The sequence below is a fragment of the Roseivirga thermotolerans genome, assembly GCF_014653175.1.
Lineage (GTDB): Bacteria > Bacteroidota > Bacteroidia > Cytophagales > Cyclobacteriaceae > Roseivirga > Roseivirga thermotolerans.
Window position 1 is genome coordinate 766,459 of the sequence record NZ_BNAG01000001.1, and the last position, 23,665, is coordinate 790,123.

Genomic DNA, 23,665 nt, shown 5'->3' on the forward strand with positions numbered 1-23,665 from the left:
CGCTAACCTTCCAAAAGTTTAGGGTTTTTGGAAGGTTCAAACGAACCGCATATGATAAAACGCACACTCTTATTTGGCAACCCGGCTCACCTTTCTACCAGCAAAAACCAATTGGTTGTCAAATATCCGAATGACGACCAAAAGAAAACTATGCCCATTGAAGATATAGGTGTGGTTTTATTGGAACATCCTCAAATCACCATTAGTCATACATTGATAAGCAAGCTTTTGGGCAACCAGGCGGCCATTATCACCTGTGATGCTCATCATTTACCTCAAGGTTTAATGTTGAATTTGAATACGCACCACAAGCAAGTTGCACAAATGAGCAGTCAGCTAGCCGCTACAGACTCCTTAAAGGGCAAGTTGTGGAAACAAACCATTAAGGCAAAAATCCGGAACCAGGCGGCATTGCTCAAAGCCAATGGTATTCCGGCAGAAAACATGGAACACTGGGCAAGAAAAGTGCAGAGCGGTGACCCAGATAACCTTGAAGGAAGGGCTGCAGCATATTACTGGAAAAGCCTTTTCACTGACCTTATAAAAAACTTTAAAAGAGGCCGTTTTGAAGGAGAGCCCAACAATCTTTTAAATTATGGCTACGCTATTCTGAGGGCCTCCGTTTCACGCTCACTGATGGTCTCGGGTCTTTTGCCCACCATTGGCTATCATCATCATAACCAGTACAATAGTTACTGCCTAGCGGATGATGTAATGGAACCATACAGGCCTTTTGTGGATCAACTGGTATTGGAATTAGTAAGAACCGAAGACAACTATGCTGAACTCACCCCAGCTCTGAAGCAAAAGCTCTTACAAATTCCTGTTCTTGATGTGAAGATAAATGGCTTAACCAGTCCATTAATGATAGCGCTGCAACAAACTACATCTAGTTTGCAAAAGTGTTATTCCAAGGAATTGAAGGAAATCAAATTCCCCAGCTTTTGAGTTTTGACAGGCTTAATCAATATAGAGTCATGTGGGTAATGGTTCTCTTCGATCTACCGACAGAAACTAAAACCGACACCCGCAATTATCGGAAGTTTGTGGATATGCTGGAAAAAGATGGCTTCACTCGTTTTCAGTTCTCCATTTTTCTCAGGCATTGCTTAAGTATGGACAATGCAAAAGTTCATATGAAAAGGGTGAAAATGAACCTTCCACCCAAAGGACATGTGGGTATTTTTCATATTACGGATAAACAGTTTGGCATGATGGAAGTATTTATCTCGGCCAAAAAAGAAGAATTGCCCCAGCCAACCCAGCAATTAGAGCTTTTCTAAAAGCGAGAACCCCCTAGCTAAGTCTCTGAAAATATGAGGCTTAACTTGGGGTATCCTCAGCTAAGATACAATTTGAATGCTAGTCACAACCAAGCGGACACGGACTAGCAACAGCACCAGCCTCAGCTAAGATACAATTTGAATGCTAGTCACAACAACAGGTTGGGGATAACCTTTAAGGCGGAACCTCAGCTAAGATACAATTTGAATGCTAGTCACAACACTACTCTAGCCGAACCAACCAGTCCACAACCTCAGCTAAGATACAATTTGAATGCTAGTCACAACGGCCGGCCAGCCGGGCATTCAATATAGCCACCTCAGCTAAGATACAATTTGAATGCTAGTCACAACGAGTAGATACACAATTGCTCGATGATCAGCCTCAGCTAAGATACAATTTGAATGCTAGTCACAACGCTCCGATCATGGTTTAAAACCAATAAATCCCTCAGCTAAGATACAATTTGAATGCTAGTCACAACTGGTATATGTTCTATGCCACTGGGCAAGAACCTCAGCTAAGATACAATTTGAATGCTAGTCACAACGCGGTTCGGATCCGAGAGTCGAAAAAGATTCCTCAGCTAAGATACAATTTGAATGCTAGTCACAACATGAGAGTCTATTGGGTCTAAGAGAGGCTTCCTCAGCTAAGATACAATTTGAATGCTAGTCACAACAGGTTGTCTCGAACGAAAACCAAATTGCCTCCTCAGCTAAGATACAATTTGAATGCTAGTCACAACCGGCCATGCCACCTTTAGAAGCAACAAGTTCCTCAGCTAAGATACAATTTGAATGCTAGTCACAACCGTCCCCTGGAGAATAGTCTGGGACGAATGCCTCAGCTAAGATACAATTTGAATGCTAGTCACAACCAGTTATAACGCATGGATTATCAGCCTGAACCTCAGCTAAGATACAATTTGAATGCTAGTCACAACTCAACAAACCTTCAGACCTGGGCTATTCAGCCTCAGCTAAGATACAATTTGAATGCTAGTCACAACTGCTTGGTGGTTTATGGCTTGGTTTGCCCACCTCAGCTAAGATACAATTTGAATGCTAGTCACAACCCAGTAGGCTAGAGTATTCATTCACCACACCCTCAGCTAAGATACAATTTGAATGCTAGTCACAACGCCCCTCAATCAATAGACTATGACGGAGGTCCTCAGCTAAGATACAATTTGAATGCTAGTCACAACCAGCCTTGCTTGTTTGCTAAGGTCTTCATTCCTCAGCTAAGATACAATTTGAATGCTAGTCACAACCACCAGGTGGTTAGGCTGCACAAAAATGCTCCTCAGCTAAGATACAATTTGAATGCTAGTCACAACAGGCAGAACCGTTGATCATTTTGAAAAGCACCTCAGCTAAGATACAATTTGAATGCTAGTCACAACTATTACTGGATTAGATTCTACCCAGTTAAGTCCATAGGCTCCCTCACCCCAAACCCAAACAATATTTGGATTGCGTAGATAATCTTCCAACTTTATTGAGCAAACTTGCAAATGCTTTATATTGAAGAGTAATGAAAACGCTGCTTCTCCTTGTCAGTTTCTTTTGGCAAACGGCACAGCAACCGATGGTTGTTGATAGTGCGGTACAACAAAAGACCATTCACCCTATGGTTGAAAAGGGTGGGTTTCCGGTAGATGCCGATTCTACCATCTTTCTGTTTAAAGGTATTGGCCCATACTCTCTGGAAGAACGGGCAGCCCGCGTACGCGAGAAGCTCACCGCACTGGAAAACGTAAACCTGGATATTACTCCGCTTAAAGTGGAGTATAATCAGGAGGTTAACGACATTCTGTGCCAAGACCAAATTATACTTAGTATAAACGATGCCGATGCGCAGGCCCTGGGCCTTAGCCGCAGAGCTACCACAGAGTATTACAAAGACTTATTGAAGAATGCCCTTACTCAGGAAGAAGAAGGCTTTAGTAACCTGCTATTTGTAAATATTGGTATAGCCCTGCTCATTATAGGGCTGTTTATTTTTGGTTTAAAGTACTATAACCGCCTGTTCAGACTGCTGGCTTTTAAGCTACAGGCACAAAAAGGCAAGGTTTTTAAAGGCTTTAAGGTAAAGCAATATGAATTGCTCACTGTAGAGAAGCAACTGCTTATAGCCGGTTGGCTGCTCACTGTGGCGAAATATGCCCTACTCCTTTTTATTATTTATCTGCTGCTGCCGGCACTTTTTGCTCTTTTCCCATGGACCCAGGGCCTGGCCAATAAGCTTATACACTATGTGGTAGACCCGCTGGTTGCCTTAGGCCACAAAATAGTGGGATATATCCCTAACCTGCTGTTTATCATAGTTATAGTGGTTATTTTAAAATACTTCCTCAAGTTGCTTAGCTTCTTTAAAAAAGAGGTAGCCACAGGCAGACTGGAAATTAAGGGCTTTTACCCGGAGTGGGCGAGCCCCACTTTTAATATTGTGAGGGCTATCTTTATTGCTCTTGCTTTTATTGGTATTTGGCCCCTGTTGCCCATGAGCAACTCAGAGATATTCAAAGGGGTTTCTACCTTTTTTGGTTTGTTAGTAGCATTGGGTGGTGCCGGAGCATTCTCTAATATTATTGCCGGGTTGGTGATTACTTATATGCGGTCGTTTAAAATTGGCGACCGTGTAAAAATTGGTGAGGTAATTGGCGATGTGAAGGAAAAGGCTTTACTCAACACTAAAATAAAAACCATTAAAAACGAGATCATCACCATTCCCAATTCGCAGATGATCAACAGCCACACCATAAACTACACCACCGCCAATGAAGAAGAAGGCCTTATATTGCATACCACAGTAACTATTGGCTACGATGTGCCGTGGCGCGAAGTACACAAGCTGCTGGTAGAGGCCGCTCTGGCTACTGAGCATATAAAGAAAAAGCCACATCCGTTTGTGCTGCAAACCAGCCTGGACGATTTCTATGTGAGCTACCAGCTCAATGCCCGTACGCGTGAGATTCAGAAAATGGCACTAATTTATTCGGAGCTGCACAAAAATATTCAGGACAAGTTTAATGAGGCTGGGGTAGAAATTATGTCGCCACATTATGGCGCGCATAGAGATGGTAATCAAAGCACCATTCCGCAAAGCTATTTGCCGGAAGATTATAGAGCCCCTAGTTTCAGGATCAAAACTGAAGAATGAGTTTTAGAAAGAAGCTTTATATAATCATATTCGGTACAGATACACCAGCAGGTAAGGCTTTCGATGTCGGCCTGCTGATTGCTATTCTCATTAGCGTATTGGCCGTAATGCTGGAAAGTGTTTACAGCATTAACCAGCGGTATGGCATATTTTTTAAGTATCTGGAGTGGTTTTTTACGGTAATTTTTAGCTTGGAGTACATTGTGAGAATCTACGTAACCGACAAAAGAAGAAGGTACATCTTCAGCTTTTACGGACTCATAGACTTACTGTCTCTACTGCCCACTTACCTTAGTTTCTTTTTTGCCGGAACACAATATCTGCTCATTATCCGGGCTATGCGATTGCTGCGTGTATTCCGAATTTTAAAACTTGGGCGCTTTGTTGGTGAGGGAGAACAACTGGGTAGGGCAATCAAAGCCAGTAGACACAAGATTACGGTATTTATGGGTACTGTGCTTATGCTGGTAATCATGCTGGGCACGGTAATGTATCTGGTGGAAGGTAGAGAGAATGGTTTTAGCAGTATTCCGCTGAGCATTTACTGGGCCATTGTTACGCTCACCACTGTGGGTTATGGAGACATTGCTCCGCAAACCATTCTCGGCCAAACCATAGCTTCTTTTGTAATGATTTTGGGCTATGCCATTATTGCTGTTCCCACAGGAATTGTTACCGTAGAGCTTCAGAAAGACCAAAACAAACAGAAAGAAAAAGCATGCCTGAAGTGCGCCTCGAAAGGCCATGACAGTGAGGCGCTATTTTGTAAATTTTGTGGAGAAAAGCTGCCGGTATGAAAAAGCCTGCAACTACAGAAGCCTATAGCCCAAAAGAGGAACTTGCCAATGCCCTTTCGCATGGTTTAGGCATATTGGCCGGCATTGGTGGAATGATTTACCTGTTTACTAAGCATCAGGAGATTGATTCCTCGGTGTTTTGGAGTTGTCTGGTTTTTCTGCTCTCCGTGGTCACGCTTTATCTGGCTTCAACACTCTACCACAGTGTGAAGAGTAAGAAACAGAAACTTCTGTTCAAAAAACTCGATCATATTTCTATTTACCTGCTAATTGCCGGCACCTTTACTCCCTTTTGTTGGGGGGTGCTGGGCCACACAGCACTGGGCAAAAACCTGCTTTGGGCCATTTGGCTAATTGCGCTTGCGGGTATTGTTTTTAAAGTTTTTTACACGGGTAAACTAGAAAAGCTCTCGTTGGCCTCTTACTTGGGTATGGGATGGCTGGGCTTCGTGATGTTCGATGAGCTGGCCACCGTGCTTAATGCTCAGGTGGTAAACCTTATGCTTTGTGGTGGGCTGTCGTATACGACAGGAGTCATTTTTTATGTCATGAAAAAGCTCCCCTTCCACCATGCCATATGGCATCTATTTGTGTTGGGGGGAACAGGGTTTCATCTGTATGCCATTCTTACCTACGTGGTGGGTTAGTAGCCCTATTCGTATTGTACATAGTTTTCCCACTTTTCAATTACCGCCCTGAAATCGTCCGGTAGCTCTGAGTCGAACTGCACAAACTTACCCGATACCGGATGCTTAAAGCCTAGCGATTTGGCATGGAGGGCTTGTCTCGGCATGAGCTTAAAGGCATTTTCTACAAATGCCTTATACTTAGAGAATTGAGTTCCTTTTAGCACTTTATCGCCTCCATAGGTAGCATCGTTAAACAACGGATGGCCAATGTGCTTCATATGTGCCCTAATTTGGTGTGTTCTGCCCGTTTCCAGATTACACTGAATGAGGGATACGTACCGAAGATCTTTCAGTACTTTATAGTGTGTAATGGCATTTCTTCCGCGAGAACCATCTTCAATGGCCACTGTTACTCGTCTGTCTTTTTCGCTTCTGCCCAAATGCACATCTATGGTTCCTTTCTCTTGTGCTGGCACACCCCAAACCAGCGCATAGTAGGTTCTTTCTATGCTATGATCGAAAAACTGTTTGGCCAGGCTATTCATAGCCTTATCGGTTTTAGCAATTACCAGAAGGCCCGAGGTGTCTTTGTCTATCCTATGCACCAGTCCGGGGCGTCCATCATTACCTTCCATGGTGGGCAACTGCTGAAAGTGGTAAGCCAATGCATTCACCAAAGTGCCTGTCCAGTTATTATAGGCCGGGTGCACCACCATACCCGCTTCCTTATTTACGACCAGTATATGATCGTCTTCGTAGGCAATATTGAGCGGAATATTTTCAGGAACTACATCGGTGTCACGCGGTGGCTCCGGCAGTTCCACCACAATTTCATCGCCCGGATGTACCTTGTAATTGGGTTTTACCTCTTTACCATTTACCTTGACAAAACCATCTTTAATGCCCTGTTGCACCTTATTGCGGGTTACGTTGGGTAGTCGGTCCATCAAAAACTTATCGATACGATACGGCTCCTGGCCTGGGTCGCACACCAGTCTGTGATGCTCAAAAAGCTCTTCCTGTTCTTCCATTCAGCTACAAATTTAGGTCAATAATTGACAATCGCATTTGAGAAAATTCTATTCACCTCTCTTCTCGCTTGTTTATATGGGTGCCCAACTCAGAAAGATTAACCAATTGGCGTATTTTGTATGTTTGCCTCATGAACTTTTCAGTGATCAACGAACGGCTTCCGATAGAAAAATTACTTCACCCGATTGCTGAAGAGAACCAGGTAGACTTGCGAATTCTACGGTTGGATAAAACCCACCCCAAAATTTCGGGAAACAAGTGGTTTAAGCTGAAGCATAATTTAATGCAGGCCAATAAAGAGGGCTTCACCTCCCTTCTAACTTTTGGAGGAGCTTATTCGAATCATATTTATGCCGTTGCTGCAGCAGCTAACCTCTTCGGGTTTAGGAGCATTGGCCTAATTCGCGGAGAAGCTCAGCAGTCTCTCAACCCTACCTTACAATTTGCCCAAGAACAGGGTATGCAACTGAGGTATGTAGATAGAACCAGCTACAGGGCTAAGGACACGCCTGAGTTTCTAGAGAGGCTCAGAGATGAGTTTGGCTATTTCTACCTTATTCCTGAAGGGGGAACCAATACGCAGGCCATCAGAGGCTCACAAGAGATAGCCGCACACATTCCCGAAAGCTTCGATTATTATTGCTTGCCTGTTGGTACCGGAGGCACTATGGCGGGCTTAATAACGGGCTTGCAAAATAGGGGGCAGGTTGTAGGTTTCAGTGCCTTGAAAGGTTCTTTTTTGGCCGGTGAAGTCAATCGTCTGTTAGAATACTGTGGAGCTAAGCACCACCACAATTGGTTTGTACAGAACAATTACCATTTTGGAGGCTATGCCAAAGTAAAGCCAGAGTTGATGCAGTTTATAAAAACCATGGAGGCCGAATTTGACCTTTTACTCGACCCTGTGTATACCGGAAAAATGCTTTATGGTATGCTGGATATGATTCACAAAGGAGAAATTAAGAAGGGCTCTAAGGTGCTGGCCATCCACACCGGGGGGCTTCAGGGTAGAGCTGGTTTTGGACTCTAACCCATTAGGTCTTCAAATACCTCCTTGAGTTTCGAAAACGGCTTTATGTTTACCTTTTTGCCCTTTAGGTCTAGCCCTTTGGTGTTGAACTTTGAAATATAGATTTCTTTAAAACCCAGCTTTTCTGCCTCGGCAATTCTACTCTCAATACGATTCACGGCTCTAATCTCCCCTCCCAGGCCAACTTCTGCGGCAAAGGCCACTTTATCGGAGATGGCTATGTCGTGATATGCGCTTACCAGAGAAGCACAAACGGCCAGGTCGAGGGCAGGCTCATCTATACGTATACCCCCGGCAACGTTCAGAAATACATCCTGTGCACCAAACCGAAGGCCTCCACGTTTTTCAAGCACAGCCAATAGCATGTTGAGCCTCTTGGCATCAAAGCCCGTTGAACTGCGTTGTGGCGTGCCGTATGTAGCTGAGCTTACCAACGATTGTATTTCTATAAGCAATGGCCTGTTACCTTCAATGGTGGCACCAATAGCTATGCCGGTCAGGTCATCAGCCTTCTGAGAAATAAGAATTTCCGATGGATTCGAAACCTGACGCAATCCATTGGTTTGCATTTCGTAAATACCCAACTCAGATGTAGAGCCAAACCGGTTCTTCACAGTCCGCAAAATGCGGTACGAGAGGTGCCTGTCTCCTTCGAATTGCAACACCGTATCTACCATGTGCTCCAACACCTTTGGCCCGGCTATGCTTCCTTCTTTTGTAATGTGACCTATTAGAAAAACAGGTGTTTGGGTTTCCTTGGCAAACTTCATTAACTCTCCGGTGCACTCCCTGACTTGCGACACAGAGCCGGCTGCACTTTCTATTCTTTCAGTATGTAAAGTCTGGATAGAGTCTATAATAAGTAAATCAGGCTTTATATTTTTGATCTGATAGAAGATGTTTTGTGTATTAGTTTCGGAAAGTACAAAACATTGGTCTGTTTGAATGCCTATGCGCTCTGCCCTCATCTTAATCTGTTGCTGGCTTTCTTCTCCACTTACATAGAGTACTTTCTTCTTGCGTGCGGCCAAGGCCAACTGAAGCATGAGTGTAGATTTACCAATGCCTGGTTCGCCACCAATGAGCACCAATGAGCCGGCCACAATACCTCCTCCCAACGCCCTGTTCAGCTCGTTATCGTAGGTAATGAGTCGCTCTTCCGAGCTTTTTTCTACTTCCCGAATATTCACTGGTTTTTGATGCACGCGTGCGCCCGAATCTTCGCGCCACGAGGTTTCAGCTGTTTTGGTTTTGGAAATAACTTCTTCGGAGTAGGTGTTCCACTCGTTGCAAGAGGGACATTTGCCTATCCACTTGGCGGAAGAGGCACCACAATTTTGGCAGATGTATACCGACTTTGCTTTAGCCATAAGTATTCAATATAGTGCATCTGAACTGGAGCATTACTGCAATAGCTCGGAAATGTCTTCGGCTGTCAACTTCTTAATAAAGCTCTCTTCGGTGGTTATCAACTCGTTGGCAAGCTTGAGTTTGTTTTTCTGCAAAGCCAGAATTTTTTCTTCTACCGAATTGCGGGTTATGAACTTATAGGTAAATACCGTTTTCTTTTGTCCAATTCGATGAGCTCTGTCAACCGCCTGCTCTTCAATGGCAGGGTTCCACCAGGGGTCTAGTAAAAACACATAGTCGGCCTTGGTCAAATTAAGACCCAACCCTCCGGCCTTTAGTGAAATAAGAAAAACCTTTATATGGTCATTCTCCTGAAACTTTTCTACCTGCCCCTGCCTGTCCTTGGTTGACCCATCCAAATAAGCAAATTCTATCTGCTTGTCCTCAAGATACTCGCGTATAAGTCCCAGGTGCTTAACAAACTGACTAAATATGAGAATCTTGTGGCCTTCGCTAATAGCCGACTCAATCATATAAGTAATGTCTTCCAGCTTGCCAGAGTCTCCGGTATAGTCTGGCTCTACCATTTTGGGATGATTGGCAATTTGCCTGAGTTTGGTAAGTCCCTGTAGCAAAAGCAATTGGGACTTTTTGATACCACTTTTTTCAATAGTATCGAGTATTTGGTTGCGATAGTGCGATTTTACCTCCTCGTATCTTTCTTCCTGCTCCGGGGTCATTTGACTATACTTCACACTCTCAAACTTTTCAGGCAAATCTTTGGCTACCTGCGACTTTTGTCTGCGGAGTATAAAGGGCTTAATAATGACATTGAGTTTGCGCGTTTTTTCCACATCGGCCTTCTTCTCAATGGGTAGTTGAAACTCGTTTTTAAAATATTTGGCCGTACCGAGCAGGCCTGGGTTGATGAAGCTCATCTGAGACCACAGATCAAAGGTGCTATTTTCTAAAGGTGTACCGGTAAGAATAAGCCTGTGTCTGGACTTGAGTTTGTTTACTGATTTGGCAATAAGCGAATCGGGGTTTTTTATGGCCTGCGACTCATCGAGAATAACGTAGTTGAAGTAATAACTGGAAAGAATGTCTATATCGATACGGGTGATGCCGTATGAGGTAACCACCAAGTCGTAATTGGCAAATTGTTCGGCATTTTTGTCTCTTCCGGTACCGGTATACACCAACACTTTGAGTTCGGGGGTAAACTTAGATGCTTCAATTTGCCAGTTGTAAATAAGTGATGTCGGCATGATTAGCAGCGATGCCTGCTGCGAGATTAGCTCTTTTTGAGCTTGCAATAGGGCCAGTGTCTGAACGGTTTTACCCAAACCCATATCATCGGCAAGGCAACCTCCAAAGTTATACTCTGAAAGAAAGCGCATCCAGTTATAGCCCGCCTTCTGGTAGGGCCTTAACGTACCGGCAAAACCCTTTGGCACTTCATAATCTTCTATTTCTTCAAACCCTTGCAGCTTATGAAGCTTTCTATTCATGCTCACTTGAGCTAAGTTGCCATTGTGCAGGTCTTGAACCAGTGAGAGGTGGTGTTTTCTGAGCTTTAGCACCTTGCTGTCTCCTGTTTCTTCCATAAAGGCAAACAGTTCTGCATAGTCTTTAATCCATGCTTCCGGAATTACAGCAACTTCACCATTGGGGAGTTTTATCTCTCTTTTTTGCCGGTTAATGAGTTTGCGCAGTTCCTGAAAGGAGATTTCGAACTGACCAAAGCGCACAATGGCCTTAATATCGAACCAGTCGATTCCCTCTTCTACCTTAATTTCCAATACCGATTCTCCAACAAAGTATTTCTTTCGCTCGGTATCGGTTTGTTTGAGCAAAATTCCGCGCTCACTCAAAAACTCGCTATGCTCATTGAGCCAGTTAAAGGCCTGAGATCTCGACATTGTTGCCCTTCCGTTCTGGATTTTAAGACCTCTCTTTTGTAATTCGTTAACGGTTTCAGTCTCCAGGGCTGCATTGCGACTCACTTTGTGGAAAATGTAAGAACCGTTTTGCTTTTCCAGTTTTACTGAAGCCGTTGGTTGCTTCTCGTAAGAGAATTGGTATGGCCCGTAGTTGAATCCCAGTTTGAATAGGATCTTTGAATCTTCCTGGTCTTGAACAGCCGAATGGCCCGAGGGTTTATCGAAAAGAGTTCCATTACTTGCCTGAACAAGTTCTGAAAAATTAATGACCGGCTGAGTCTCATACTTTACTGAGTTGATCTCAAAACCTTTGGCATACACATCGAAGCTAGCCACCAATTGGGTCACGAATTTTTGATAATAGGTTTCTTCTACCTTTTGAGGAATTACAATGAATTTCTTGTTGAGAAATGGCTTGAGTTTGTTGCCATCAATGTTTTTTTCGAAGCTAATGAGTTTGTCCTCTACCACCATCCAGCCCGGTTCTGAACAAACCAGGTAGGCTCCTTTATATTGCCAGTCCAGTTTTTCGCCATACAGCTTAATGGTCGGAAAATAATGGGTATTGTCTTCGTTTCTTCTAAAATGAAAAAGTACCGAGGCCTTTTCTTCTATCCAGTGAATTTGCTTCCAGGCCGGCTCACCATCACGGCCCATTTCAAAAATCATTTTTCCTCCCAGCAACTCCAGAATTTTGGCCCTTCTTATTTCCAGATACTGCTCAATTGTTTCCTGCAGTACTTTGTCTCCACGCTCTTTATCATATACTTTCAGAAAGAAGTCTTCCGGTTTGGTCTTTTTCTTATAGAACTTAAGTACCACGGCCTCCTGCTGTATTTCATCCATTAGCTTTATGAGCTTGTAATCGTTCTCATCAAGTCCGGAAGCAAACTCCGGTGCATTTTTGGACGATATGTTCTGATGTTGCAGGGTGAGCCTTCCCTTATCATCGAGCTGTATAACAAAAGACTCGAACAAGTACCCTAAATACTCGTGCTGATAAAGGGAGTATATTAACTGGAAAGGTTGAGCTGTAGATACCTTCATTTTTTGTTTAGACCGATTCGCAAAATAATGCTTTTAGGCCTTTCTTAAAAAACGAATTGTGACGATAGTAGAAATTAATCGAGGAACTCTATGGGGTTCAGCCTACTGGCCAAAATGGCTGGCCTGTAAGCGGTAGCCATAGTTATTAGGGTAATACTAAACGTAACCAGCAAAACATCCGTCCAAACCACTTTTACGGGATAGGCCGAAACCACTGCATTGGCCATACCTAAGCCTACCAGCCCGTAGCGGTCTTGCAAATAACAAAGCGAAAGCCCAAGCACGAGCCCAAAAATGGCTCCTACAAAAGCTATAATTATGCCCTGCTTTAAAAATATTTGTCGAATGATTTTATGAGTGGCTCCTACGGCAAAAAGAATGGCCATGTCTCGTCTCTTTTCAATGGCCAACATGGAAAGAGAGAAGAAGATATTGAAAGAGGCAATGAGTGTAATGAATGAAAGAGCTATGTAGGCAAAAAGCTTCTCTATTTTGACCGCTCTCATAAGATCACCGTGTTGCTCATCACTGTCAAGTATGGAGTACTCTTCACCAATTATTGACGCTACTTGCTGTTCTATTCTGCTGGTATTGGCCTCCGGTTTCAGGTAAAGCTCAAGGGCGGTGTACCGGTTGTCGTAGTCGAGTAATCGCGATGCTACCGGATAGGAAACAACCATTAGCCGCTCATCTATGGCCGCATCGATACTCACTATGCCGGAGGGTTTCACGCGTAACCTTCTCACCGAATTGGTAGAAGGTAAAGCTCCGGGTCTTAGGTTTCTGGGGTAAATGAGCTCAATGCGGTAAAAATCACTTTCTATTAATATGCCCAGCTCGGCCGAAAGACCAGCACCTAAAACGGCATATTCCTGATCTTGCTCTCTAAGCATTGTCTTGCCCCGCCAAAGAAAGGAGTCTAGCTTGCCGGTTTCCATAAAACTTTCTTCTACACCCCTTATCTGAACCACAGCTTGTTTGTCTCGATAAACGGCTACGGCATTATCTTCTATAATTCTGGAAAGTGATGATACCCCGTTAAGCTCACGGATTTGTTTGAGCTGCTCCTCGCTCAAAGAAAAAGACTTGCCGGTCTTGGGCACCACCTTCAGGTCGGCATCATAAGTATGGTACACGGACCGAAGTACATCGCCCAATCCATTAAAAACGGAAAGCACCACAATAAGAGCCATGGTGCCTATGGCTACACCAATCATAGATATCCAGGAAAGAACCTGAATAAAGTTCTTTTTTTTGGAAGTGGTAAAGTACCGCTTGGCTATGAAGGTAGATACATTCAATCTTCTTCGTCTGTAGGGTCTGTTTCCGGAATATCGAGCGAATCAATGAGTGAATCCATTCTGGAGGCATACTCGGCCGTACTATCAAGGAAAAAGGCTAATTCGGGAATCACCCTAACCTGTTTACCAATGGTGCGACCAAGTGCTCCTCGTACTTTGCTTTTATTTTCTTCGATATGATCCAGAATCTGATCGGAATGAATTATAGGAAACACACTCACAAATATTTTGGCAAAGCCAAGGTCGGGGCTCATTTCCACATCGGTAATGGTCACCAGCTTGCCGGAAAAGGCTCCTGAAAATTGGTGCTGAAATATTTTACTGATTTCCTCTTTGATTAATTTGGAAAACTTCTGCTGTCTTTTTGTAGCCATTGTGCAAATATCTGATTTATTGATTGATTTTCCTTCAAGTGCTTTTTTTACCTTAGCCTTTTCAAAAAAAGAATCGGTTGTTACGCTACTTCAGACAGAACGATCCTTTCAGGGTTATAGGTATTGTATTATTTATACTAGCCTCTCGGGCAATAGCTTTAGTTGGTCTAAAAGCCGTTCCTGACCCTGTAGCACTAACGGTGGCTTTCCCCTCCGACCTGTTTGTAGGAGCCGCGGGGCCGCTTTATGGATTACTGCAGTGGGGGTTGGCATTTGTGTTCAACAGCCCTTTGCTCAATATGTTTCTGGCATCAGCATTTGTATTGGTAAATGCCACCACCCTAAACGCTTTGCTTATCCGCAATTCGGCCTTCGAAGAAAACACTTACGTACCGGCAGCCCTCTCCACCATACTTTTTAGCTTTCATCCATCAGTGCTTTGGCTAAGTGCAGAACTAATAGCCTCCACGTTTTTCTTACTGGCTCTTGTTTATTTGCAGCGGCACCTCCGCTATAGAAACAGTGACGAGACCGTACTAACGGCCGGTATTTTTCTGGGACTAAGTAGTCTGTTCTACATTCCTTTTGCCTGGTATGTTGTCCTGGCCTTGCTGTTGTTCCTATTCTACTCCGGCACTTTGGGCAGGCGGTATCTTCTTCTTTTTTGGGGCTTTGGCCTTACCTTAATTGGTACATGGATGGTTTTTCTTTTTCAGGAAGAGGGGGCTAATTTTTGGCTGCTCTATGCACCTGTCTTAGTGGACTTTGACTTTAATCAGCCTCTTGTTCTCAATGCTCTTATGGGACTCTGCCTGCCGGTGGCCTTTAGTTTTGTTGCGAGCACGAGCAACTTAGCGGGTATGGGTATGACTAACCTGCAAATAACACTCAAGCGTGTTTTTACCTGGATAGGGATTTTCGGAATTCTTACTTTTTGCTTTCTATCGAGAGGTCAAATAGCAGGAATAGTAACCCTTACACTGGCTCTAGCTTATTTTTGTACGGAGTTCTTGCTGCACATTCAGCGCAAATGGCTTGCAGAACTCTTTTTTCTGAGCCTAATAGCCCTCTCGGTCATCATGCTGTTTTTACAGCCTTTTTATTGACAGGCAATTTTATCAACTCTACGCTGGTGCCTTCCGCCTTCAAAATTGGTTTCGATAAAGGTGTTCACTATACTTTTGGCCAAATCCAGATCTATGAAACGCGCGGGAATACACACAACATTGGCATTGTTGTGCTGGCGAGCCAGTGCAGCAAGCTCGGTGTTCCAAACTAAAGCACCTCTAATGTTTTGGTGTTTGTTTACCGTCATGCACACTCCATTGCCGCTTCCGCAAATGGCAATACCCAACTGAAACTCTCCACTTTCAATGGCCGAAGCTAGTGGGTGCACATAGTCAGGATAGTCAGTAGACTCTTCGCTATTCGGACCGAAATCTCTCACCTCGTGGCCCTGCTCTTCTAACATCTGTTTTACTTGCTGCTTATAAGCAAATCCGGCATGATCGCCACCTATTCCTATTTTCATTATGATTCGTAAAGTTCTCGTTCCCGTTTTTTGTTAATCCTTTTAGATATAACAATGCTTATTTCATATAAGAGGCTCAATGGAAGAGCTATAAGTATCTGGCTCATTACATCGGGCGGGGTTATAATAGCCGAAAGCAAAAGAATAACCACTATAGAATGCCTTCTGTAGCGCTTCATTAGATCAGGCGTTACAATGCCTGCCTTAGACAGAATATAGGTAGCCATGGGTAGCTGAAACATAAACCCGCAAGCCAATACTAGTGTGGCTATAGTATTGAGAATTGAGGTTATATCAATGTTGTTGTCGATGCTATCTACCAAAGAGTAGTTGCCCAGAAAGTTTAAACTGAGTGGGGTAACAATGTAGTAACCGAACAAAACACCTGTTATGAATAGAAAAGAAACAGCTAAAACCACACCTCTTGAAGCACTACGCTCGCTGTGCCGTAAACCGGGCTTCACAAACCTCCAAATTTCCCAAAAAGCGTAGGGAAAGGCTAAAACCAGACCTATTACCAACGAGGACTTAATGTGCATGGTAAACTGCCCCGTAATGGTTCTGTTTTGGATATCGATGGGAATATCTCCCAAGCATAACACCGGAGTTTTAAAGAGCTCTGCTAAATAGCACAGTTGTTTGTATGTCCAGAAATCAGAATATATAGGAGCCAATATTACTCCTTTCCAAACAAAGTCTTTCGCCAAAAAAGCAGCAACGGAAAAAACCACAATGGCCACCACCGAACGAACCAGGTGCCACCTTAGTTCCTCCAGGTGATCAAGGAAACCCATTTCCTTGTCATCATCGTGAAGTTGATCTAGTGCCAATTATGCTTTGAATAACGGATACGAACTCATCCAGTGGTTAACTTCTTTTTTCACCGAAGATAAATTCTCTTCGTTTTCTGGGTTCATTAAAACCGCATCAATCAACTCAACTATTCTCAGCATATCGTCTTCAACAAGGCCTCTGCTGGTAATAGCCGCTGTACCAACCCTCATTCCCGATGTTACAAAAGGCGATCGGTCGTCAAACGGAACCATATTCTTGTTGATTGTTATATCGGCATGACCAAGTGCTGCCTCTGCCAGCTTACCGGTTAGCCCTTTGGATCTAAGGTCTATCAGCATTAGGTGATTGTCTGTTCCACCCGAAATAAGGTTATAGCCTTTTTTCACAAAGGCAGAAGCCATAGCTGCTGCATTCTTCTTTACCTGAACTATGTAGTTCATGTAATCGTCAGAAAGGGCTTCTCCAAAGGCGACCGCTTTGGCTGCTATTACATGCTCCAGTGGTCCTCCCTGAGTACCGGGAAACACCCCTCCGTCTAAAAGCTGAGACATCATTTTGGTCTCACCTTTTGGTGTTTTAAGCCCCCAAGGGTTTTCAAAGTCCTGCCCCATCATAATCAATCCACCACGAGGCCCTCTCAAGGTTTTATGAGTAGTGGTGGTTACAATATGGCAATGTTCTATAGGGTCATTCAAAAGACCTCTGGCGATTAATCCGGAAGGATGGGAAATATCGGCCAATAAAAGTGCTCCAACTGCATCGGCAATTTCTCTAAGCTTAGCGTAATCCCAATCGCGGCTATAGGCCGAAGCACCACAAATAATCATTTTGGGCCTTTCTTTTTTGGCCGTATCCTCAACTTTATTCCAGTCTATTAGACCGGTTTCTTTTTCTACACCGTAGAACGATGGCTGATATAGCTTTCCGGAAAAATTTACCGTTGAACCATGTGTAAGGTGTCCGCCATGAGAAAGATCAAACCCGAGAATCTTATCTCCCGGTTTCAAACAGGCCAGCATCACTGCGGCATTGGCCTGTGCTCCTGAGTGAGGCTGCACATTGGCCCAGGTGGCACCAAATAGTTCTTTGATTCTGTCGATAGCTATGTTCTCAACTTCATCTACCACTTCACAACCGCCATAGTACCGCTTACCAGGTAGCCCTTCAGCATATTTATTGGTGAGCACGGAGCCCATGGCCTCCATCACCTGATTAGAAACAAAATTCTCTGATGCAATAAGTTCGATGCCTTTGGTTTGGCGTTCTTTCTCCTTGCTAATTAAATCGAAGATGATGTTGTCTTTGGCCATGCGTTCTTTTTGTGCCAAAAATAGTCTATGGGTATTGAATTAACAATTTAGAAGAGCAGTAAGAATAGGGGCTTAAAAATTAGCTAGGCCTGCTTATACTTTTGCTGTCTCAGGCTAAGCACCTCAAAGATAGAGCCTATGACCTGAGCTTGAGTAAATGGTTTGCCAATGTAGCCATCAAGCTTGTGCTTTTTTATACCCTCCATTACCTCATCGTGTGAAAAAGTGGTATAAGCCATAATGGGAACAGGGTGAGCTTGAAACTTTTCTGTTTCTCTTATTAGGTCGGTACCTTTGAATCCATCTATAACAGGCATGTGCAAATCCATAAGCACAAGGTCTATTTTTTCTTCATGGAAAACCTTTAGACCTTCTTTTGCAGAAATTGCCCTGAAACATTTGGCACCAAATTTTGATAGAGTCTTTTCAGCTACTATTAGGTTGATGGGACTGTCATCGATAACCAGCACTTGTTGGTCGGCCAATAAGGTGGCTGATTTTGATTTGTTCATTTTTGACAAAGCGGCAACCTCCGGTTCTTCCAGCGATTGAATCTTGTTGTCAATTAAGTAGTACGATCTCATTCCCATAACATCTCCCTTGTATATTATTAGTGATCGAAAACCGAAATTGTCACCCTTTAGACAGAAGTTTTTCTGAAATTTTTTTTCAAATAAGATATAAATAACAATTAGTTTTTATAAATCGAGAATTTTCAGAGAAATGGCAGGTCTGAAAAAAAAAATGAAAAAAAACTCCCTGATTTGGGTGACATTTTACAATTCTAATCACTAAAGAATGAGAGCATGAGTGAAAACTCGTTGATCTTGCGGCTTCGAAGAGGTGATAGGGACGCATTAGAAGAGATTTATCGGTCGTACCGAGTAAGTTTCATCAAATGGATCACCTATTCACACAAGTGTACAAAAGAGCAGGCGGTCGACATTTTTCAATACGCTATTCTCTCCTTCTATGAAAACGTTCTAGAAGACACTGTTGAGGAAATCAATGATGCAGGTATAAAAACTTATCTGTATTCCATCGGCAAAAACAAGTTGTTGTCAGATTCCAGAAGAGACTCACGGCTATCTTTCAACGAAGAGCTTGAAGACAATTTGCTGCTAGAAGAAATTGACGATCAAACGCAAGACCGAGAAGGTAAGCTTGAGAAAGTCAGGAGCATCATCGAAACTCTGCAAAACCCCTGTGCTGACATTTTGAAATTGTTCTACTTCAACAATTTATCCAACGATGAAATCGCTGAAGTACTGGGCTATAAGAATGGCAACACAGTGAAAAATTTGAAATACAAGTGTATTCAAAGAATTAAAAGACTGTTAGAATAAAATTTTATGAGTGATTTTGAATTGATTGAGAAGTACCTCTCCGGGAAACTCTCAGCGGAAGAAAAAAAGGCTTTCAGGAATAGGCTCCTCAACGATCCCGCCTTCAATCAAGAATTTCAAGAGCTCAAAGACATTCGTCTGAGCGTAAAGCAAAAAGCACGTCAGGACGTAAAAGACCTTTTCAATGAGTTTGAAATGCGCATTGAAAAAGAAGAAACAACCAAAGATCAGACTGTTATGAAAAAAGTAATTTCAATCGCTGCGAGCATAGTGCTCATAGCAGCAATCACCTATGTTGGGTTAACCAACAGTTCCTCCCTCAACAACCAAGAATTATACGACAAGCACTACACAACTTACAACAACTTGGCTGGACAAGTGAGGGGTGCGGCTACTGAGGCGCTGACGCTAGAGCAGCAAGCCATGGTAGCATACGATGCAGGAAATTTTGAAGCTGCGACTGAAGCACTCTCACAAGTTGTAACCATGCAGCCAAGTGCCATGAACTATTTCTACCTCGGTGTGAGCCAAATGGAAATTGGCGAGTCTGAGGAGGCTATCAAAAGCTTAAACTCTGTTGTGAATAACTTCTCAACATTCAAAGAGCAGGCCAGATGGTACTTAGCTCTGGCTCACCTAAAAAACAACGATGAGAAAGCTGCCTTAGGGAACCTTGCTCATATTTTGGTGAACAAAAGCGAGTACAAAGAAAAAGCTGAAGCTATTTTGGAAGACATGGGCTTAAGCTTTGACGAAACTGAAATGGACAACGGTCCGGTAGTTCAGGTAGAACAAAGACCAAGAGAAAGAAACACTCCTGATGGCTCAGATGTTGACAATACTCTAGGTCAAAGAAGATATCAGTTCGGTGTTGTTACCAATTTGGCTGGCGACAAAGAATTTCAGTTCATGACTGATGACCCAATTGAAGATCTAACCGAGGGTGACTTGGCGGTCTTCATGGTGTTCGAAAAGTCAAGAGGAAAAGGTCGCTCTAAAATGGGATGGGCATTCGTTCTTGACAAAATGTAAAATACTCTCTAATCACACACATATGCACGCGAGGAAAAGGGCTTAATAAGCCCTTTTTCTATTTCTATACCATATGAGCAAGATTAGAACGGCTACAATCACAAAGCCCAGAAGCCAATACATGATATTCTTACTTGCTCCACCATCATCGAAATACATATTGCTACCCAGGTGAATAAAGCTAGCCCAATAATAGGGATGGCAGGAATAAGAATCGTTAGCCTCAAGATATCCCAGCTTCATGTTTCTCAAACTCGTATTTAAGTCGTTGCGTTGCTCAAGAAACCCATTGTAGAAACTAACCATTTGTTCTGAGGTAATTTTGTCGTTAACCTCCCACAGACTCATTACAATATTGTCAACTCCCACTATTGCGAAGCCCCTCGCAATACTAAAAGTACCTTCTCCTTTTTCGCTGGTACCTGTTCCGCTTTCACAAGCACTTAAAACCGCAAGACGAGCATTCAGGTTGGCCAGATAAAGCTGACTAGTACTTAATAAGCTATCTTGACCATTAAAAATTAAGCTGGATTGAAACCGGCTAATACTATCGGCCTTACCATGAATAGCCAGGTGAATTATATCATAGTCTGAGGCTTCTTCTAAAAACTTGCTCTTGGATCCTTCCATACCAAGGTAGTAGGTGCCATCAAACCGTGCCCGAAGAAACTTAATCTCCGTATCGGTACCTGGCAGCGCTGCAAATTGTGACCTTAAGGGCTGACTACTACTTTGTACACCACTATAACCCATGCCCAAAATGTTTTTGGTAGCCTTCTTTTCAAAAGACCCTAACTTAAGGTTGTTAGAAGACAGAGCGTACCTGACCTTATAGTCTCTTACCAAATATCTGTATGTTTTATAGCTGTCGTTTTGCGGAGCACGGGTTATAAGAGCTTCAAAAGGTATTCTTGTCAGCAGCTCATCAGGTATAAGTAATATTTCTTCCGCTTTGAATTGGTTCAGAACAGGACTTACAAGCTTCTTAAACAGAAAATAGGAAGACGCCTCAAAGTCTTTCATTTGAGCAGTGATATCGCCACCATTAAGGTTAGGTGGCCGCGAAACGATGGCTATCATAGTTTCAAGATGGGAAGTCAGCTCTGAGTCGTAGGGGCTTCGTCTAAAGACCACCTTGCCCGATGCGTCAAAACCAAAAACATAAATATTTTCTTTACCCACAAAGTACTCCATAAGTAACTGGCCTTTAATAAGGGCCGGAGCGCTGGGTTCAGACTCGTACTGAAGCAACCCACTCACATAGTTGTTCTCAATACTATCTTTTATCCTCAAAAGGCGCTCCTGTAGAACTAATATCTGATCGTTCACTTTAATAACCGAGTCACTCGTTACAGAATTATCCAGCGACTCATACAATTGGTTCTTTAGCTCTTGAAGTTCATTACTAATCAGGAAGTACTCCTCCTTGAGGTCGTAAGGAACATTGGAGCCAACCAGGCTTTGGTAGTTTTTTGATTGTTCGAGAAACAGATTGGCCTTGCTCAATTGTGCATAGTAAAAACCTTTGTGGGTATAACGGTCATCTTTCGTAACCATGTACAACTGGTAAGCTGCACTAATTCCCGCTTCGTACAAGTCTTTAAAAAATTGGCTTAGGTATAATTTTCCTTCGGCCTGATATAAATCATTTCGGTTCTTCTGAAGTTTAAAGTGAGTGTTATCTACATAATCCAACGCAGCCTCAAGGTAGTCTACAGAATCTTGTCTACTCATAGAAGACAATGCCTGAGCCTTTTTGGTAAGTACAGTTAAGGTCTGAAATGAAAACTTACTGGCCGAATCTGTCTTAGGAAAGGCGAGAATATCGTCCGGATAATTAAGCTCTGTATTTCTCAAGGCCGAATCATAGTTGAGTAGGGCTGAGTTCCAATTGTTCTGAGAAGCGTAAAAGTCTCCAATGTAACGGTAGTGTTGAAACATGTCGGAACTGGGAAAGTTTACCAAAGCCTTAACCCTTTCGAGCGACTCTAACATGAGCTTACGGGCCTCGTCTACTTTTCCCATGGCTATCATATTTAAGCCAACCGAAAGCAGCGCGTTCGCCTTAAATATACCTCTTTGAGCCCCTAGTCGGGCATCAATGTTCGCATCGAGTACTTTTTGAAAGTATTTGTTAGACTCTACCGGCTGATCTAGGCCATTATACAACAAACCCATCAAATAGGTAAGGTCCAGATAGGCCGTGTAGTTAACATCTTTAGGAATAGTGGTATAGGATTCCATGGCAATATCCAGAGCCTTTTGAAATTCCCTTTTCTGATACAGCACCCAGGCCAGATCGTATAAAATACTATGCTTTGTGCCATCATATATTTTTCGGCTGTTTTCTTCCAGATACTTATAATTGCTTATGGCGTAAGCCAAAGCCATGTCATACTCACCTTTTGCCAGATAGATACGAGGATAGTCCTGCCGTATGTATAGTATTTCATCTGGATTGAAATTGTCTTTCTGAACCGCTTCCTCAAAATCTATTCTTACTTTAATATACTTGAGTAGAGTATCTACATTGGACTTGGAGTACCAATAGGCGTAGAACTTATAGTCTAAAATATCCTGATAAATAGCACTATCATATTCCGCTGCCTTTTCATAAAGTAACTGAGCAGAATCGAGAAAGTCGATGGCCCTGTAATAGTCATTCCAGCGGTGCTCAATAACTCCGGCATTCAGGTAGGTTTCGCTCCATAGAATGCTACTTACCGGAATGTGGTTTATTAGGATTTGTTTGGCACGCTTTAAAGTTTCCAAAGACTTTTCCTTGGCCAGATACCTTCTTTGTGTGTCGGCCAGATTGTTTAGCGCAACCACCGCAAGCTCATAATCCTCATTCACAATGGCTCTCTCATAAATAGATTCGAATGAGGCTGCCGCCTGCTTATACAGCTTTACTGCCTCCGACTCACTCACATCGCGAGCGCGCTGAAGCAGTGGCTTCACCCGCTCTATTTCATTGTTTTTGTAATCATGCTTTTTCTGGAACTTAAAGTCTTGCCCATGTAGGCCTGAGGCTGCAAGAATAATTAACAGCAGCATCGGTATAAACAGACATAACCATCTTATGAAAAGATTGGCGCGCATTTCGTTGTGAATAGGTGAATTATAATGAAGATAGTTACTTTCGAACCAATCAACAAAACGGAAACATGCTAAGCCAACATTATTCAATTATGTTAGTTTTAGCTTAAATGAGAATCCGTTTGTCTACACCGGTACAAAAGCCACTTGATCAAGTAGTTCAAGGGTTTAACGAAGATCTTTTCAAAAGACTCAGTCCTCCGTTTCCTAAAGTAAAGGTAATTCAGTTCGATGGCTGTCGCAAAGGCCATATTGTAGCTCTCAGGCTAGATTTCTTGCTTTTTAAACAGTGGTGGACAAGTACAATCACTGAAGATCAGGAAGATAGTGGGCAGTTTTACTTCATTGATGAAGGCACAAAAATTCCTGCCCCCTTAAAACATTGGAGACATAAACACTTACTCGAGAAAAATGGTGAGGGAACCATAATCACTGATGATGTTTATTACACGACCGGTTTATGGTTTTTGGATATTCTGCTTTATCCCCTATTGGCAATACAGTTTATTTATAGAAAACCAATATACAAGAATATATTCGGCAAAAACTAAGGGTGAACATATTTCGTATCTGTTTAATAGGTAACTCAAACACAAA

Annotated in this window: 20 protein-coding genes and 1 CRISPR repeat array; of the genes, 10 read left to right on the top strand and 10 right to left on the bottom strand. The window is 43.0% G+C overall.

Translation table 11 applies throughout. The features are described 5' to 3' along the window. Positions 1-51: 51 nt before the first annotated feature. The 5 genes from cas1 (at position 52) to trhA (ending at position 5,896) form a co-directional block, all read left to right on the top strand. Positions 52-948 (top strand): type II CRISPR-associated endonuclease Cas1, encoded by an 897-nt coding sequence (gene cas1, locus IE164_RS03310; protein ID WP_189628755.1) that lies wholly within the window; start codon positions 52-54, stop codon positions 946-948. 29 nt (positions 949-977) lie between these two features. Further along, positions 978-1,283 (top strand): CRISPR-associated endonuclease Cas2, encoded by a 306-nt coding sequence (gene cas2 / locus IE164_RS03315; protein ID WP_189628756.1) that lies wholly within the window; start codon positions 978-980, stop codon positions 1,281-1,283. A 54-nt stretch (positions 1,284-1,337) separates the two neighbouring features. Continuing rightward, positions 1,338-2,692: a CRISPR direct-repeat array (repeat unit 36 nt; unit sequence CCTCAGCTAAGATACAATTTGAATGCTAGTCACAAC). Between the two features lie 131 nt (positions 2,693-2,823). Beyond that, positions 2,824-4,452: a mechanosensitive ion channel family protein gene (locus tag IE164_RS03320; protein WP_189628757.1), complete on the top strand. Its 1,629-nt coding sequence runs from the start codon at positions 2,824-2,826 to the stop codon at positions 4,450-4,452. Further along, entirely contained in the window at positions 4,449-5,249 is an 801-nt protein-coding gene (locus IE164_RS03325) for an ion transporter (protein WP_189628758.1), read from the top strand. Before IE164_RS03320 ends, IE164_RS03325 begins: the two co-directional genes overlap by 4 nt. After that, positions 5,246-5,896 (top strand): PAQR family membrane homeostasis protein TrhA, encoded by a 651-nt coding sequence (gene trhA / locus IE164_RS03330; RefSeq protein ID WP_189628759.1) that lies wholly within the window; start codon positions 5,246-5,248, stop codon positions 5,894-5,896. The genes IE164_RS03325 and trhA overlap by 4 nt, the downstream gene beginning before the upstream one ends. A 5-nt stretch (positions 5,897-5,901) precedes the next feature. Here the strand turns inward: trhA and IE164_RS03335 are convergent, their stop codons facing one another. Then, on the bottom strand, positions 5,902-6,909 hold the full coding sequence (locus tag IE164_RS03335; protein WP_189628760.1) for an RluA family pseudouridine synthase: 1,008 nt from the start codon (positions 6,907-6,909) through the stop codon (positions 5,902-5,904). A gap of 131 nt (positions 6,910-7,040) precedes the next feature. On the opposite strand from IE164_RS03335, the gene IE164_RS03340 reads away from it, so the two are divergent. Continuing rightward, positions 7,041-7,940, top strand: coding sequence for a 1-aminocyclopropane-1-carboxylate deaminase/D-cysteine desulfhydrase (locus IE164_RS03340; RefSeq protein ID WP_189628761.1), 900 nt, complete (start codon positions 7,041-7,043; stop codon positions 7,938-7,940). On the opposite strand, the gene radA is transcribed toward IE164_RS03340, so the two are convergent. The 4 genes from radA to rbfA form a co-directional block, all read right to left on the bottom strand. Beyond that, positions 7,937-9,310: a DNA repair protein RadA gene (gene radA, locus IE164_RS03345; protein WP_189628762.1), complete on the bottom strand. Its 1,374-nt coding sequence runs from the start codon at positions 9,308-9,310 to the stop codon at positions 7,937-7,939. The two genes, IE164_RS03340 and radA, sit on opposite strands and share 4 nt — an antisense overlap. Positions 9,311-9,343: 33 nt before the next feature. Then, positions 9,344-12,280 (bottom strand): DEAD/DEAH box helicase, encoded by a 2,937-nt coding sequence (locus tag IE164_RS03350; protein ID WP_189628763.1) that lies wholly within the window; start codon positions 12,278-12,280, stop codon positions 9,344-9,346. Positions 12,281-12,354: 74 nt separating this feature from the next. Continuing rightward, the gene (locus tag IE164_RS03355) at positions 12,355-13,581 is read right to left on the bottom strand and encodes an ABC transporter permease (protein WP_189628764.1); all 1,227 of its coding nucleotides are present in this window, start codon (positions 13,579-13,581) and stop codon (positions 12,355-12,357) included. Then, positions 13,578-13,955: a 30S ribosome-binding factor RbfA gene (gene rbfA / locus IE164_RS03360; protein ID WP_189628765.1), complete on the bottom strand. Its 378-nt coding sequence runs from the start codon at positions 13,953-13,955 to the stop codon at positions 13,578-13,580. The genes IE164_RS03355 and rbfA overlap by 4 nt, the downstream gene beginning before the upstream one ends. Positions 13,956-14,032: 77 nt before the next feature. On the opposite strand from rbfA, the gene IE164_RS03365 reads away from it, so the two are divergent. After that, on the top strand, positions 14,033-15,061 hold the full coding sequence (locus IE164_RS03365; RefSeq protein WP_189628766.1) for a hypothetical protein: 1,029 nt from the start codon (positions 14,033-14,035) through the stop codon (positions 15,059-15,061). On the opposite strand, the gene rpiB is transcribed toward IE164_RS03365, so the two are convergent. From rpiB to IE164_RS03385, 4 genes are all read right to left on the bottom strand, one after another. After that, positions 15,055-15,486 carry a ribose 5-phosphate isomerase B gene (gene rpiB, locus IE164_RS03370; protein ID WP_189628767.1) on the bottom strand — a complete coding sequence of 144 codons (432 nt, stop codon included), beginning with the start codon at positions 15,484-15,486 and terminating at the stop codon, positions 15,055-15,057. The genes IE164_RS03365 and rpiB overlap by 7 nt on opposite strands. Further along, entirely contained in the window at positions 15,486-16,316 is an 831-nt protein-coding gene (gene tatC / locus IE164_RS03375) for a twin-arginine translocase subunit TatC (protein WP_189628768.1), read from the bottom strand. The genes rpiB and tatC overlap by 1 nt, the downstream gene beginning before the upstream one ends. Beyond that, entirely contained in the window at positions 16,317-17,591 is a 1,275-nt protein-coding gene (gene glyA, locus IE164_RS03380) for a serine hydroxymethyltransferase (protein WP_189629280.1), read from the bottom strand. It lies immediately after the preceding gene. Positions 17,592-17,674: 83 nt separating this feature from the next. After that, positions 17,675-18,175: a response regulator gene (locus IE164_RS03385; RefSeq protein WP_189628769.1), complete on the bottom strand. Its 501-nt coding sequence runs from the start codon at positions 18,173-18,175 to the stop codon at positions 17,675-17,677. Positions 18,176-18,397: 222 nt separating this feature from the next. Between IE164_RS03385 and IE164_RS03390 the strand changes: the two genes are divergently transcribed. Both IE164_RS03390 and IE164_RS03395 read left to right on the top strand, forming a co-directional pair. Then, positions 18,398-18,937 carry an RNA polymerase sigma factor gene (locus IE164_RS03390; RefSeq protein WP_189628770.1) on the top strand — a complete coding sequence of 180 codons (540 nt, stop codon included), beginning with the start codon at positions 18,398-18,400 and terminating at the stop codon, positions 18,935-18,937. Positions 18,938-18,943: 6 nt separating this feature from the next. Next, positions 18,944-19,969, top strand: coding sequence for a tetratricopeptide repeat protein (locus IE164_RS03395; RefSeq protein WP_189628771.1), 1,026 nt, complete (start codon positions 18,944-18,946; stop codon positions 19,967-19,969). Between the two features lie 42 nt (positions 19,970-20,011). Here IE164_RS03395 and IE164_RS03400 read toward each other — a convergent pair whose 3' ends face one another. Further along, positions 20,012-23,026 (bottom strand): CHAT domain-containing protein, encoded by a 3,015-nt coding sequence (locus IE164_RS03400; protein ID WP_189628772.1) that lies wholly within the window; start codon positions 23,024-23,026, stop codon positions 20,012-20,014. Positions 23,027-23,178: 152 nt separating this feature from the next. On the opposite strand from IE164_RS03400, the gene IE164_RS03405 reads away from it, so the two are divergent. Continuing rightward, the gene (locus tag IE164_RS03405; RefSeq protein ID WP_189628773.1) at positions 23,179-23,619 is read left to right on the top strand and encodes an SRPBCC family protein; all 441 of its coding nucleotides are present in this window, start codon (positions 23,179-23,181) and stop codon (positions 23,617-23,619) included. Positions 23,620-23,665: the final 46 nt, after the last annotated feature.